Raw genomic sequence first — 14,831 nt, 5'->3', positions numbered from 1 at the left:
ATCGATTTAATTAGCTAAATTCCTAAATCTCGTAAATTGAGGTTCAAATAATAATTTAACAGTTCCTACGGGTCCATTTCTATGTTTAGTGACAATGATTTCTGTAATTCCTTTATCTTCAGTCTCTGGATTATAGTATTCATCTCTGTAAATCATTAATACTAAATCTGCGTCTTGTTCAATAGATCCTGATTCTCTTAGATCGCTTAACATTGGTCTTTTATTTGTTCTAGACTCTACTCCTCTACTAAGCTGAGATAAAGCAACTACTGGTACTTTTAATTCTCTGGCCATGCTTTTAAGACCTCTTGTTATTCGTGAAAGTTCTTGCACTCTATTGTCAGGAGTGGATCCTTCCATCAACTGGAGGTAATCAATCACAATTAATCCAAGTTCTTTTTTTTGTTCAGCTATTAGTCTTCTGCATAGAGATCTCATCTCTAAAACACTTGAGTTTGGCTTGTCATCTATAAATATTGGTAATTGACCTAATGAATTGATACCTTCTCCGAGTAATGGCCATTCATCTTGCTGTAATCTTCCTGTGCGTAGCCTGCCACTCTCGATTCCAACTTCCATAGAGAGTAATCTATATGTCAACTGTTCTTTACTCATTTCAAGGCTAAATACACACACGGGTAAATCTTGAGATTGTGCAACATTTTTAGCCAGATTAAGAACTATTGAAGTTTTCCCCATTGAAGGTCTTCCAGCAACAATTATTAAATCACTTCTTTGAAAACCTTGAGTGATCGCATCAAGATCGTAGAAATTTACAGGAATTCCAGCTACTGAAGTACCTAATGATCTTGACTCTATTTCATTGAAAGTACTTGTAAGGATTTCAGCTGCTTGAGTAAGACCTTTTGAAGGTTTTTCTTGACTGATTTCAAATATTTTTTGCTCTGCTTTATCTAGAACTTCATTAGTATCTTGAGTTTGATCAAAACCTAGTTGAACCACTTCATTTCCAGATCTAATAAGTTGCCTTCTCATGAATTTGTCGTTAATTAAATTAGCAACTTGTTCTATGGAAGCTGTAGAGGAAACATTTTCCACTAGTTCTACCAGTTTGCCGTTACCTCCAATTTTTTCTAGTGATCCATTATCTGCTAACCAAGCACTCATTGATGTTAAATCAGTTGGTTTGCCCTGGGTATGCAACATTAATGCTGTTCTATAAATCTCTCGATGGGCATTTATATAAAAAGCTTCAGGTTTAATTAAGTCTGCAATTCTTCCGATCGCGTCTGGATCAAGAAGTATGCCACCAAGAACAGCTTCCTCTGCTTGAACGTTTTGAGGAGGTACTAATCCAGAATTTTCACTATTAAAATCCTTTTTAAAATTTTTATTTTGCCCATTATTTGGAAAAGGTACGGAAACCATATCTTTAATTGCTTAGATATATACTCTGACTACTTTTCAAAATAATGCAACAAATTGATTAACTTGTTACTTCAATATTTACTTCTGCATTTACTTCTGGATGTAATTTTATTTTTGCATTAAAGGAACCTAAATTATGAATATCAGGAACTGTAATGCTTCTTCTATCAATTTCTTTTTTAGTTGCCGCTTCTATTGCTTCGGCAACATCCCCATTGGTAACTGTTCCAAAAAGGACGCCATCTTCTCCAACCTGTTTTTTAATAGTGAATCTACCTATTGTAGATAATGCAGTTTGGAAATCTAAAGCTTCTTGCTTTAATTTATCAGCAGCGATTTTTTCTTTTTCTTTCTTCCTTTCAATTTGTTTAAGGACTGCTGGTGTTACATTCATGGCTTTGCCATAAGGTAATAGAAAATTTCTTGCGTATCCAGGTGCTACTTCAACTAGATCTCCCTCTTTACCTAGTGATGCGATTGATTCAGTTAATGCGACTTGTACTCTTTTAGCCATGAAAATGTTGAACAATATAGTTAATAATAAGACCTAGAGGGTAACTTTACTTTTTTTGCAAGACCAAATTTCGCAAGAATCTTAATATGTTCCCATGTTAAATCTATCTGACCTCTAAATAATCCCTGTTTTGCCGAATTTGGAAATGCATGATGATTGTTATGCCAACCTTCTCCAAATGTTAATGCAGCAACCCAGGCATTGTTTTTAGATGAATCACCACTTTCGAATGGTGCTTTACCCCAACAATGCGTCGCGGAGTTTACTAGCCACGTTATGTGATAAACAACCACAAGCCTCAATGGAATTCCCCAAAGGACTAAAGCCCATCCTCCAACTCCTAATTTTTGACCTATTGCGTACAAGGAAAGTCCAATAGGAATTTGTAAGAATAAAAAATATTTATTTAGAAATCTATAGTATGGATCCTTAATTAAATCTGCACTTAGTTTTGGAACAGCTTTTAGTGCTTCAACGTCTTTAAACATCCAACCCATATGACTCCACCAAAACCCCTTTTTACTATTGTGATGATCTACTTCAGTATCTGAAAAAGAGTGATGATGCCTATGTAAACCTACCCAATCTATTGGTCCATGTTGGCAACTTATAGCTCCACAGGTAGCAAAAAATCTTTCTAACCATCTTGGAACTATGAAAGATCTGTGTGATAACAATCTGTGATATCCAAGAGTGACTCCTAAACAAGCAGTTACCCAGTAAAAAAATAATAATGAAGTAACTGCAGGGAGACTCCAGAATTTTGGTTGTATAGCTACAAGTGAAAGGATATGGATTGCAACCATGAAAACTATTGTTCCCCAAGTTTTATGTAGCCTTGGAGGATATCTTTTTGAATGGCTGGAAGGTTCCAGTAATTTTTCTGAGAGTTCTATAACTTTTTCAGCTGGAACAGGTTTTTTTAACTTTGCTGTTTCTTGGAAAATTACTGAATTCATGATATTGAAATACTATTTTCAAAATTACCGATATGTAATATTATCATACTATACTATTGATAAGTTTAATTATCTGTGAGTCTCGGATATCGCGATAAATTATCTAAAGGTCGAAGGGCTATGGCTCATTTGATACACCTCTGGCATGAAAGAAATGGTTGGTCTCACAGAGTATTGCCATTACTTTCAGAAGTTCTTGATTTAGGTAAAGTTCATAATTCGCAAATTTCTAATCTTAGGAATGGGAAGTTATCTTCGCCAGGTCCTGAAGTTTTTCTTGCTTTAGCTCAAGTTAATACGATTCTTGATCAAGGCATTGAAAAAATCAGGGATCGTTTTGAAAGTGATTACCCAGAGTTATGGAAATCTTTGGAAGAGTCTGCATTACCCCTCAAAAATGATTCTGGTAATCCATTGTCAGCCGGGGATTTATTCGAGATATTTTCAGGATTAAAACCTCTACCTTCATCTTTTGACTGGTACATAGAAGATGAAGAAGCTTCTGCTTTAAGTGATGCTCTTTCAGTGCATTTTTGTCAGAATAAGGCTTGGAGATCATGTAAAATGCAGGTAATGGAAGCCTACGCTGTCAATAAATCTGCCCGTAGAGAACGATTTGCTGAGGTAATTGCAGGAATTAGAGATTATACGGCAGAAGAATTAGATGGAGAACTTCTTGATTTATATGAGGCTTCAAAAAAACTTTCTTATTTTCAGGGCAGGGGGCCTAATGCTTTCCTCGCGGAATTAAGAAATTTAGCTTCTGAAAAATAATATGAATTTTTATAATAAATGACTCTTGACAATAACTTAAAACTGGCTGAAAACGCTGTTTTTTCTGTCGAAGAGAGTTTAAGTAAAGTTTTCCAAGAAAGGTCTAATCAGGTTTTCCAGAAATTAGAAAATATTTTGACAATTTTTAAGGAAGAAAAAGTTTCTACTAGTCATTTCAATCAATCTTCTGGCAGTGGTCATGATGATATATCTAGAGAAAAAATTGATGCGGTTTTTGCAAGATTGTTTCTTGCTGAAAAGGCTGCAGTGAGGATGCAATTTGTAAGTGGAACTCATGCAATAAGTTCTGTCTTATTTGGAATTCTTCGACCTGGAGATGTAATGTTATCTCTTACAGGACAACCATATGACACTTTAGAAGAAGTCATAGGAATAAGGGGAGGTGGAAAAGGATCACTTAAAGATTTTGACATTGAATATAAGCAATTAAATATCTGCGAGTATTTTGATTCTTTTGAAGAAAAAATTGTTCATTTTTTTAAAGAAAATTCATGCAAATTAGTATTCATACAAAAAAGTTGTGGATATAGTTGGAGAAAGTCTCTTACGAATCATCAGATAGAGAAAATTTGTAGTCTTATTCATTCTATTGATCCTAACTGTATCTGTTTTGTTGATAACTGTTATGGGGAGCTTGTTGAAGATAGTGAACCAATTTCTAAAGGGGCAAATATAATTGCTGGATCATTGATTAAAAATTTGGGAGGAACAATAGTTCCTACTGGTGGGTACGTTGCAGGAGATGCAGAGTTGGTTGAGATGGCATGTTCTAGATTAACCTCACCAGGCATTGGTTCTTCTGCAGGAATAAATTTTGGACTAGGAAGATTAATTTTGCAGGGTTTGTTTTTAGCACCACAAATTGTTCATGAATCACTAAAAGGTGCTGATATGGTTGCAGCAGTCTTTAAAAATTTGGGATTTAAGGTTTTACCAGAGCCAGCAACTTATAGATCTGATCTTATTCAGTCAGTAAGATTGAATAATCCTGATTTGGTACAAAAAGTTTGTCAATCTTTTCAAAATTCTTCACCAGTAGATTCTTTTCTGAATGTTGTTCCATCTCCAATGGATGGATATGATTCAAAATTATTAATGGCAGGAGGCACCTTTATTGAAGGTAGTACAAGTGAATTTTCTGCTGATGCCCCTCTAAGAGATCCTTACAATATTTTTGTTCAAGGTGGTTCTCACATAGCTCATATCAAAATTGCATTAATTCGATTATTATCTGAATTATTAGAGGAAAAATTAATTTCAAAGGATTCTCTACTTCCTTTATCTACTTAATCATGTCTTACAAGTTTCCAGACAACCTCAACTATGCAGATACTCATGAATATGTCTTAGAAGAAAATGGATTATTAAAAATTGGAGTTAGTGAATTCGCTATAGATCAATTAGGAGATATTGTTTTTGTTGAATTAGCTGACGAAGGTGCGACTTTAGAGAAAGGTGAGACTTTTGGAACAATAGAATCAGTTAAGGCCGTTGAGGAAGTCTATCTCCCTTTTTCAGGGGAAATAGTATCTGTAAATGAAAGTGTTATTGAGAACCCTGAGCTTTTACAGAATGATCCGATTGGAGATGGTTGGTTAGTCATTTTGAAACCAGAATCAAAAGCATCAATTGCTGATTTGATGACCTCTGAGGAATATCAATCAAAGGTTGTACCAAAATAAGGCAAACTTTTTAAAAAGAGCTATTTTAAAGAAAAATATTTTAATATGACATCTGAATTTGGGTTTGATTTGTTTATAGATAGACATCTTGGGTTAGGAGATAATGATGAAGGAATTATGCTGAACAAGCTTGGTTTTAATAATATTGATCAATTTATAAATCAAGTTATTCCTGAAGATATTCAGCTTAAAGATAAATCTTCAGAAATATTGCCCCAAGGTTGTTCAGAAATTGAGGCTTTAAACGAATTAGAAGAGATTGCTAATAAAAATACTAAAATGAGATCACTTATAGGTCTTGGTTATTATGACAATCATATGCCTAAAGTAATCCAAAGACATGTTCTTGAAAATCCAAGATGGTACACGTCTTATACTCCATATCAAGCAGAAATTGCACAAGGAAGATTAGAAGCTTTATTTAATTTTCAGACTATTGTTTGTGAACTAACGGGATTCCCTGTCGCCAATGCATCTTTGTTGGATGAGGGTACTGCAGCAGCAGAAGCCATGGCCATGAGTTTTTCCGCAAGAAAAAATAAATCTTCAAAAGTGTACTTAGTGGAGTCAAATGTTTTTGATCATACTTTTAATGTTCTACAAACCAGAGCAAAACCTTTGGGAATATCCCTAAAACGCTTTACTCAAGGCAACCTTCCTAATCATGATGATGATGTTTTTGGAATGTTGTTGCAATTACCTGGTAAAAATGGACAATTATATGATCCCACATTCTTAATATCCCAAGCACATCGATCAGAAATTATTGTTACTGCATGTATTGATCCACTAGCACAAGTTTTGATTAAACCAATTTCTGAATTTGGTGTTGATGTAGCAGTGGGTAGTATGCAGAGATTTGGTGTACCAATGGGTTTTGGTGGCCCCCATGCAGCATATTTTGCTTGTAGCGAAAAATATAAAAGGCTGATACCAGGAAGAATTGTTGGGCAAACTCTCTCAAAAAATGGAGAAAAGTCTCTAAGACTAGCATTGCAAACAAGAGAACAACATATTAGAAGGGAAAAGGCCACCAGTAATATTTGTACTGCTCAATCTTTATTAGCAATAATTTCTTCTTTTTATGCTATTTATCATGGACCCTCTGGATTAACGCAAATTGCTAAGAGATTAGTAGAGTTGAGAATAAATTTAGAATCAAGTTTAGCTGCTTTAGGTTTTGATATTCCTGATGGGATTAGATTTGATAGTGTTGATGTTTATTCTGAGTACTCCCAGAGGATTCATAATGAAGCTTTAAAAAATGGCTATAACTTAAGAATTTTGCCGTTGGGATCAACTATTGAAAATTCAACTGGCTTTGGGATCTCTTTAGATGAGCTTAGTAATGAAAAAGAAATAAAAGATATTTTGACTTTCATAGCAAACCTTATAGAAAAAGAAGAAGATTTAGAACATATAAAATTTGATAAAGAGTTTCATCTTGAAAGTTTAGCTTTGAGATCCAGTGCATGGATGCAGCAAGATATATTCACTAATTACCAAAGTGAAACTGAATTAATGAGATATATATTCCGACTTGCAGAAAAAGATTTTTCTTTGGTAGATGGGATGATGCCATTGGGAAGCTGTACCATGAAGTTAAATTCTGCAGCAGAGTTAAATCCAGTCTCTTGGGCTAATTTATCTTCCATGCATCCTTTTTCTCCACCAGATCAAACTAAAGGCTATTCAAAAATTATATCTGACCTAGAAAAATGGATAAGTGAGATTGTTGGTTTAAAATCAGTTTCTTTTCAACCAAATGCAGGCTCTCAAGGAGAGTTTGCAGGTTTATTGGCAATTAATTCTTATTTTGAATCAAAAGGTGAACTGTTAAGAAAAAAATGTTTAATTCCAAAAAGTGCTCATGGAACAAATCCTGCTAGTGCAGTTATGGCTGGTTTTGACGTGTTAACTGTTGAATGTGATGAAGAAGGAAATATTGATTATCAAGATTTGTCAATCAAGGTCAAGAAATTTGATAACCAAATAGGGGCTCTTATGTTGACTTATCCCTCTACTCATGGAGTTTTTGAATTACAAATCAGAAAGATATGTGATTTAATTCATTCTGTGGGAGGATTTGTCTATTTAGATGGAGCAAATTTGAACGCTCAGGTTGGATTATGCAAACCTGGAAACTATGGCGTTGATGTTTGTCATTTGAATTTACATAAAACATTCTGTATTCCACATGGAGGTGGTGGTCCAGGAGTAGGTCCAGTTGCTGCATCAGAAACTTTAAGCCCATACCTTCCTACACATTCTTTAATGGATAATCATTTATCTAATAGTTTTAATTTCGTATCTTCTGCCAAGCATGGGAGCGCAAGTATTCTTCCAATAAGTTGGATGTATATAAAAATGGCAGGTCTTAGTGGGTTAAGGAAAGCAACTTCCCACGCAATTTTATCTGCAAATTATATTGCGCATTCCTTAAAACATAAATTCAAGATTCTCTATAAAGGAAAAAATAATTTTGTCGCACATGAATGTATTTTAGATTTTAGAGATTTAAAATCTAAAACTGGATTGAGTGTCAATGATTTAGCTAAACGATTAATTGATTATAGTTTTCATGCCCCAACTATTAGTTGGCCTGTTCCAGAAACCATAATGATAGAGCCTACTGAAAGTGAAAGTTTGGCAGAAGTTGATAGATTTTGTGAGGCTATGCTATTGATTGGAGAAGAAATCAGTGAAATAGAAAATAATCTTGAATTAAAAAATAATAATGTAATAAATAATGCTCCCCATACGCTGAAAGAGTTAATTGCTGATAATTGGCAATATCCTTATTCAAAAGAAAAGGCTTCTTTCCCTTATAAAACTCCATCAACTATTAAGTTTTGGTCTCCAGTTTCTAGGATCAATAATGCATATGGTGATCGTAATTTAATTTGTTCTTGCAATGTAAATCAAAATGAGACTTTAGAAGAAAAAAAATGTGCTTAAAGGACTAGCGTCCCTGTATTTAATTAGTTATTATCAATGTGAATAAAAATTTAATATTTTCTTATAGAATTTTTTTAAATTTTTTTATTAAAATAATCGAGCATCAAATTTTTTGGGGTATTTGAAGCTATGACCAAAGATTTTAAATCTGGTAACGTTAAGCAACTGCCAGTTAAAAACGTCAACTTACCAAATTTTGTAAATAATTTTTCTGGAGATAACTCAAATATTTGTTCCATTGAGGGGACTAATGTTATAAGAGTACCTTTTGGTAAAAAATTCTCAAAGAAAAAAAGGCCTGAAAAGAATCAAAATATAGCTACTCTTATACTTCCTTTAAGTTCATATAGTAATCCTACACCCCCACATGTAGCATAATAATTTAGATCAAATTCAATCTATTTCTTTGAGTGTATCTGAATAATAATTTTGCAGTTGTAACGTTGCTTGATTCCAATCCCATTTTTCTGCTTCGTTTCGTGCCTCCTTTCTCATAATTTCTCTTTTATCTTCATTCTCTAGAATTCTTTTTGTTGCTTCAATCAAACTTTGTACCCCATTATCTTTTTCATCTGGATCATATAAACAACCATTAATCCCATCGCTAATTATATCTGGAATTCCCCCCTTGTTGGCTCCGATAACTGGACATCCTGCGGCCATTGCTTCGAGTAAAACTAAACCAAGTGTTTCTGTACTAGAGGGAAATAAAAATATATCTCCAGAGGCATAGGCGCTAGCAAGTTCATCACCAGATAAATATCCTATGAAATTAGTCTTGGTATTTTCGAAGATTTTTTCAAGCTGGTTTCTATACGGTCCGTCACCTACAAGTGCTAGACAAGCATTAGGGATACTTTCTAAGACTGGTTTAATTCTCTCAATTTGTTTTTCTGCTGATAATCTTCCTACATAAATCAATAAATAATTAGTATCTTTATATTTTCCAAATAATTTATCTCTCATTTTCTCACTTCTTAAATCTGGTCTGAAACTGTAAGTATCTACTCCTCTTTGCCAAAGAGCAGTCCTTTGAATACCTTTATCTTTTAATTCATTGACCATAGCGGTGGAAGTACATAAATTTAGCAAGGCTTGATTATGAGCTGCTTTAAGTAATTCCCACAAAAGTGGCTCTAGCATACCCATACCGTAATGTTCCAGATATTTCGGAAGATGAGTATGGTAGCTAGCAATTAAAGGAATATTATTAGTTTTCGCCAACCATATGCCACCTAAGCCAAGTACAGCTGGATTAACCACATGTATTAAATCTGGGTTAAATTTTTCTAACTTATCAGAGACTGCAGGACCTGGTAAACCAAGCTTCAACTCTGGATATAAGGGTAATGGCATTGCAGCAACTCCCACTACAGTTGCTCCCATATATGATTCTGGACACCCCTCTGGACAAAAAATTATAACTTCATCACCATTTTTTATTAAAAATTCAATTGTTTTAGTCAGTCTTGTGACTATGCCGTCAACTTTAGGTAAAAAAGTTTCAGTAAACAATGCAATTTTCACTTTCTTAAGGTAAATATTTCAAAAATTTTAATTAGTTTTTATAGCCTCAGCTTGTTTTTTTGTCCATGATGAAACACAAGGTATGCGATTAAGATCACATCTATTGGAGTATTTTTTAGCAACTTCAACAACTTCTTCTAATAAGCCATTATCAAGAGTAGTTGGGTTTAAACCCAATTCTATAAAGCATTTATTATCAACAATTAGATCATTTTCTACTGCTTCATTCCTTGGATTTGGTAAATAATTGATATCAGCTCCAGTTAGAGAAGCAACTTTTTTAGCTAGTTCTCCAACTTGATGACTCTCAGTCATTTGATTAAAGATTTTGACTCTTTCTCCAGATTTTGGAGGATTTTCAAGAGCAAGTTGTACGCATTTTACAGAGTCTTTTATATGTATGAATGCTCTTGTTTGACCTCCTGTCCCATGAACACTTAATGGATATCCAATTGCAGCTTGCATTAGAAATCTGTTTAAAACAGTTCCATAATCTCCGTCATAGTCAAATCGGTTTGTCAATCTAGGATCTTTTAAAGTTGCTTCTGTATTTGTTCCCCAAACGATGCCTTGGTGTAGATCAGTGATTCTTACAAGATCATTTTTGTTGTAGTAAAGAAATAATAATTGATCTAAAGTTTTAGTCATGTGGTAGACACTACCTGGGCTTGCAGGGTGTAATATTTCTTCTTCAAAGCGGCTTCCATCAGGTTGTGGAACTTCAACTTTTAGATAACCTTCTGGAATTGTTGCACCTCTATGTGATCCATATCCGTAGACTCCCATTGTTCCTAAATGAACAACATGAATATCTAAATTACTCTCTACTATCGCAGCAAGTAGGTTGTGGGTGCCATTAACATTATTATCTACTGTATATCTTTTGGTAAAACTCGATTTCATCGAGTATGGTGCTGCTCTTTGTTCTGCAAAATGGATCACGGAATCTGGTTTTTCATCAATGAGCAAATTGAGTAATTTTTGATATTGCTTAGAGATATCCATGTTAAGAAATCTCATAGGCTTGCCTCCAGTCTCTTCCCATGCAGAAAGTCGTTCTGTTATGGAAGAAATTGGAGTTAAAGATTCTACCTCTAGATCAATATCAATTTTTCTACGACTTAAATTGTCGACAATAATTACATCATGATTTTGCTCTGCTAAATTCACCGCACAAGGCCAACCGCAAAAACCATCTCCACCTAGAACAATAACTTTCACTCAGAACTCCAGAATTAAAAGATTCATAATATATTTATTAAATTACTACAGCGTGCTTCCACTTTGCGAAAAAACATTGTAAATAGTTTCAAATCTTCTTTCTTACTTAATACGATAAATAAAAGCAAATAATAAATTTTTACTTTATTTTTAAACTTTTCTCAATTTAGAGAATTAGATAGATATATTTTTTTCCGGTGAACTTGCTACTGCAAAGTCTTGTTTTTTAATTCTTCCTGCCAGAAAAGCTTGCCTGCCAGCTTTCACACTATAATTTATCGCTTGAGCCATTAGAGGAGGATTTGCAGCTTGTGCTATTGCACTATTGATTAAGACACCATCAGCTCCAATTTCCATAGCTTGAGAAGCTTCACTAGGTACCCCAATTCCTGCGTCAATTATTACTGGCACTTTTGAATTCTCAATAATAATCCTTATATTTGATAAATTTAACAAACCTTGCCCGGAGCCTATGGGAGAGCCCAATGGCATTACAGTTGCACAACCTATTTCTTCTAGTCTTTTTGCCAGAATAGGATCTGCATTGATATAAGGTAGTACAGCGAAACCCTTTTTTATTAAAATTTCGGCTGCTTTAAGAGTTTCTATTGGATCTGGTAGCAAATACTTTTTGTCAGGAATAACTTCTAACTTCACAAAATTATTTTCTTCTTGACCAGATAATTTTGCAAGTTCTCTACCTAAAATTGCTATTCTGACTGCCTCATCGGAATTAACACAACCAGCTGTATTAGGAAGCATCCAGTATTTTTCCCAGTTGATCTTTTCGAGTAAATTTTCTCCGGTCTGATCATTTTTAATTCTTCTAACAGCGACGGTTATAATCTCCGTTTCAGAATTTGACAAACTTTCCACCATATCTTGAGTAGATTTGTATTTGCCAGTACCAACCATTAATCTACTGGAAAATTGTTTTCCACCAATTAGTAAAGAAGAATAATTTTCCATATTTAGAATCCCTTATCTTTAATACCTTTATAAGGTGCATAATTGTTTCTTTTTTCTAACTCCTTACTTTTTTTAATTGCTGTTTTGTTTTTTGGATCTATCACCAAAACCTTTTGATAAGTTTCATATGCCAAGTCGTACTCAAGTAAACGCTGTTGTGCTGATGCGAGGTTATTTAGGGCTATAGGATATTCTGGAAGTGATTTTATTGCAGATTTGTAGTGTTTAATTGCTTTCTTAAATTCATTTTGAGCAGCATAAGAAAATCCTAAAGCATTATTTATTATCGCTTTGGCTTCATCAGGTTCATTTTCATAATTTTCAATTGCTTTTAAAAAAGTTTTAGTAGCTTCAGAATATAGTCTTTTTTTTATCTGAATAGACCCAAATTCATATAATTCTGTAGCTTGAGTTAGAGAATCTAACCCTTTCTGCTCGAATTTTATTAAATTTAATTCTTCACTTCTTGTTTTTAAAAATTGTCTGAATACAAAAATAGAAATTATTATCAATACAACAAAAAGAATTATTAAATAAGATTGAAAGGAAGATATTTCCATTATTTATAATTACTTTTCTAGATTATATTCTTTTTTCTACTTACTTAAGGAAGAAACAATTTTTTCAAAACACTTAGGATCGTTTAAGGCTAATTGAGCAAGCATTTTTCTGTTAATGATAATCTCTGAATTTTTCATCCCATTTATTAACTTGCTATAGTTTGTTCCATTTATCCTCGCAGATGCGTTAATTCTAGAGATCCAAAGTCTTCTAAAATCTCTTTTTCTTCTTCTTCTATCCCTATAAGCATTACAAAGAGCTTTCATCACTCTTTGGTTTGCGGTTCTGAAAAGATTTTTGTTGCCGCCTCTAAAACCTTTTGCAAGATTTAAGATTTTGTTTCTTCTTTTTCTGGCTATGTTGCCTCTTTTTACCCGTGCCATGAATATCTAATAAAAATTGGTTAAAGATTTATGCGTATGGAATCATTAATTTTACATTATCAGCATCTCTTTCATCAACTACGGCTTTTGTTGAAAGATGTCTTTTTAATTTTGAGCTTTTATGATCAAGTAAATGATTATGGAAAGCTCTTCTTCTCATGAATTTACCCGTCGCAGTAGCTTTAAATCTTTTGGCAGCTGATTTACGAGTTTTTAGTTTAGACATTTAAGTCAAATGTGTTTAATTAGGATAATCTAAACCTTTATACGCATTGGTGCAAATTAAAGTTTTTAATTGATAAGGAAAGTTCTAATTTATGAAACTTAAATTTGCCTTTTTAAACTTATTTTTAGGCTGTATTTCTATTTTAATAACAAACACTAGATTTATTTCAAATGCAAAAGGAGAAGAATTGCTAAAGGTTGAACTCCATAACGAAATTAAAAAAGGAAAATTTTTAATTGGTTTAAAGCAATATTTAGGCGGGGAGAATGATAGTTTTTCGGAGAAAAAGAATATAAACTTTACAACTAATAAAGGTTTTTTAAACTTGATATCGTCCAACGGTATTAAACATAAATCAAAACAGATAAATATTACCTGGGCGGATATTCCCGTCAAAAATCCAAAAACAATTGAAAGAATTGTTTTTGGTCCTTTTGCTAGCTATGAATCAGCAAAAAAACAATCAGAGAAACTAAGAGATAAAGGATTTGAGACGACTGTTGCCTATCCTAAAAATTGGGAAGTATGGATTCCATTTCAATATGATCTGCCAGAGTTTGAATTAAAAAATAAGATTTCCAGAAAAATAAAAAATTTTCAAATTACTCCTGTTCTTAGAAATGACTACAGTGGTATGAAACTTGAAGGTCCTATATATATTTATTCTGAAGAGCAAATAAAAATTAATGGTGTAAATTTTGGCAAAAATTTTTATTTAATAAAGGATTTATATGGAACTTGGACCTTAGTTCAAAAAATCGAATTTGATGACTATTTGGCAGGTGTTTTGCCATATGAAATTGGACCGAATTCTCCTTTAGAAGCACTCAAGGCTCAAGCAGTTATTGCAAGAACTTGGGGCATATTTAATTCTGATAGATTTAATATGGATAAATATCATTTATGCGTTAGCACTCAATGCCAAGTTTATAAGCCATCTGAAATTTCATATAAAAACGTAAAAAAAGCCATAGACGAAACTTCAAATTTAATTCTAACTCATGAAAATCAACCAATAAATGCTTTTTACCATGGTTCTAATGGTGGAGTATCTTCTACTGCAGGCGAGTCTTGGCAAATTCAAGATTATTCTTATTTCAATTCAATCATTGATGGTTCTAAATCATTAAATAAAATTTTTAAACTTCCAATTACAAATGCATCTTATTTAAATAATTTTTTAGATTTTGATAAAGAACAGTTTTATGGGAGTAATCATTCTCTTTTTCGATGGAATAAGAAAATTTCTAGTCTTGAAATTAAAGAAAAGTTAATTAAAAACAAACTTATAAATATTAATGAAGATGTTTTGGATTTAAATTCTATTGAACGTGGGTCTAGTGGCAGAGTGACAAAATTGGAAATACAAATGGACAAGGGTAATAAATCTATTGTTCTTGTTAAAGATGATATTCGACGGGTATTAAATTTTATACCTAGTAATTTGTTTACTATTAATAAATTAAATGATGATTTATGGCTTTTGAGAGGAGGAGGCTTCGGTCATGGTGTAGGTTTATCTCAGTCAGGAGCGATTGAAATGGCTAAATTAGGATTCTCTTATGAACAAATATTGAATCATTACTATCGAAATGCAAAACTAAAAAAATTTGAGATATTGTCTCAATGGAAGTTAAGTAATTAAAA

At 33.1% G+C, this 14,831-nt stretch carries 15 protein-coding genes; 6 read left to right on the top strand and 9 right to left on the bottom strand.

Translation table 11 applies throughout. The features are described from left to right. Positions 1-6: 6 nt before the first annotated feature. From dnaB to EW14_RS09490, 3 genes are read right to left on the bottom strand one after another with little or no spacing between them, the layout of a single operon-like run. Positions 7-1,389, bottom strand: a complete 1,383-nt coding sequence (dnaB, locus tag EW14_RS09500) for a replicative DNA helicase (protein WP_042851218.1) — start codon at positions 1,387-1,389, stop codon at positions 7-9. Between the two features lie 58 nt (positions 1,390-1,447). Next, positions 1,448-1,903, bottom strand: coding sequence for a 50S ribosomal protein L9 (rplI, locus tag EW14_RS09495; protein ID WP_042851216.1), 456 nt, complete (start codon positions 1,901-1,903; stop codon positions 1,448-1,450). Positions 1,904-1,923: 20 nt separating this feature from the next. After that, positions 1,924-2,862, bottom strand: coding sequence for a fatty acid desaturase (locus EW14_RS09490; RefSeq protein ID WP_042851215.1), 939 nt, complete (start codon positions 2,860-2,862; stop codon positions 1,924-1,926). Between the two features lie 75 nt (positions 2,863-2,937). Between EW14_RS09490 and EW14_RS09485 the strand changes: the two genes are divergently transcribed. The 5 genes from EW14_RS09485 to EW14_RS09465 all read left to right on the top strand — a co-directional run bounded on the left by EW14_RS09485 (position 2,938) and on the right by EW14_RS09465 (position 8,675). Continuing rightward, positions 2,938-3,636, top strand: a complete 699-nt coding sequence (locus tag EW14_RS09485) for a hypothetical protein (protein ID WP_042851214.1) — start codon at positions 2,938-2,940, stop codon at positions 3,634-3,636. Positions 3,637-3,654: 18 nt separating this feature from the next. Next, positions 3,655-4,947, top strand: coding sequence for an aminotransferase class I/II-fold pyridoxal phosphate-dependent enzyme (locus EW14_RS09480; protein ID WP_042851213.1), 1,293 nt, complete (start codon positions 3,655-3,657; stop codon positions 4,945-4,947). Between the two features lie 2 nt (positions 4,948-4,949). Continuing rightward, complete coding sequence (gene gcvH / locus EW14_RS09475; RefSeq protein WP_042851212.1) at positions 4,950-5,339, top strand: glycine cleavage system protein GcvH; 390 nt, start codon at positions 4,950-4,952, stop codon at positions 5,337-5,339. A 45-nt stretch (positions 5,340-5,384) separates the two neighbouring features. Then, positions 5,385-8,297, top strand: a complete 2,913-nt coding sequence (gene gcvP / locus EW14_RS09470) for an aminomethyl-transferring glycine dehydrogenase (RefSeq protein ID WP_042851211.1) — start codon at positions 5,385-5,387, stop codon at positions 8,295-8,297. Between the two features lie 129 nt (positions 8,298-8,426). Next, complete coding sequence (locus tag EW14_RS09465) at positions 8,427-8,675, top strand: hypothetical protein (RefSeq protein WP_025895199.1); 249 nt, start codon at positions 8,427-8,429, stop codon at positions 8,673-8,675. Positions 8,676-8,690: 15 nt separating this feature from the next. Here EW14_RS09465 and EW14_RS09460 read toward each other — a convergent pair whose 3' ends face one another. From EW14_RS09460 to rpmI, 6 genes are all read right to left on the bottom strand, one after another. Next, the gene (locus tag EW14_RS09460) at positions 8,691-9,824 is read right to left on the bottom strand and encodes a glycosyltransferase family 1 protein (protein ID WP_042851210.1); all 1,134 of its coding nucleotides are present in this window, start codon (positions 9,822-9,824) and stop codon (positions 8,691-8,693) included. A gap of 27 nt (positions 9,825-9,851) precedes the next feature. After that, complete coding sequence (locus EW14_RS09455) at positions 9,852-11,045, bottom strand: NAD-dependent epimerase/dehydratase family protein (RefSeq protein ID WP_011863760.1); 1,194 nt, start codon at positions 11,043-11,045, stop codon at positions 9,852-9,854. A gap of 174 nt (positions 11,046-11,219) precedes the next feature. Further along, positions 11,220-12,014 carry a thiazole synthase gene (locus EW14_RS09450; RefSeq protein ID WP_042851209.1) on the bottom strand — a complete coding sequence of 265 codons (795 nt, stop codon included), beginning with the start codon at positions 12,012-12,014 and terminating at the stop codon, positions 11,220-11,222. 2 nt (positions 12,015-12,016) lie between these two features. Next, on the bottom strand, positions 12,017-12,574 hold the full coding sequence (locus EW14_RS09445; protein WP_042851208.1) for a tetratricopeptide repeat protein: 558 nt from the start codon (positions 12,572-12,574) through the stop codon (positions 12,017-12,019). Positions 12,575-12,610: 36 nt separating this feature from the next. Beyond that, positions 12,611-12,958, bottom strand: coding sequence for a 50S ribosomal protein L20 (gene rplT / locus EW14_RS09440; protein ID WP_042851206.1), 348 nt, complete (start codon positions 12,956-12,958; stop codon positions 12,611-12,613). A gap of 28 nt (positions 12,959-12,986) precedes the next feature. Then, positions 12,987-13,184 (bottom strand): 50S ribosomal protein L35, encoded by a 198-nt coding sequence (gene rpmI, locus EW14_RS09435; protein WP_002806185.1) that lies wholly within the window; start codon positions 13,182-13,184, stop codon positions 12,987-12,989. A 91-nt stretch (positions 13,185-13,275) separates the two neighbouring features. Between rpmI and EW14_RS09430 the strand changes: the two genes are divergently transcribed. Further along, complete coding sequence (locus tag EW14_RS09430) at positions 13,276-14,829, top strand: SpoIID/LytB domain-containing protein (protein ID WP_042851205.1); 1,554 nt, start codon at positions 13,276-13,278, stop codon at positions 14,827-14,829. Positions 14,830-14,831: the final 2 nt, after the last annotated feature.

The organism is Prochlorococcus sp. MIT 0604, assembly GCF_000757845.1.
Classification (GTDB): domain Bacteria; phylum Cyanobacteriota; class Cyanobacteriia; order PCC-6307; family Cyanobiaceae; genus Prochlorococcus_A.
This window is presented reverse-complemented; position numbering and strand designations above follow the sequence as displayed.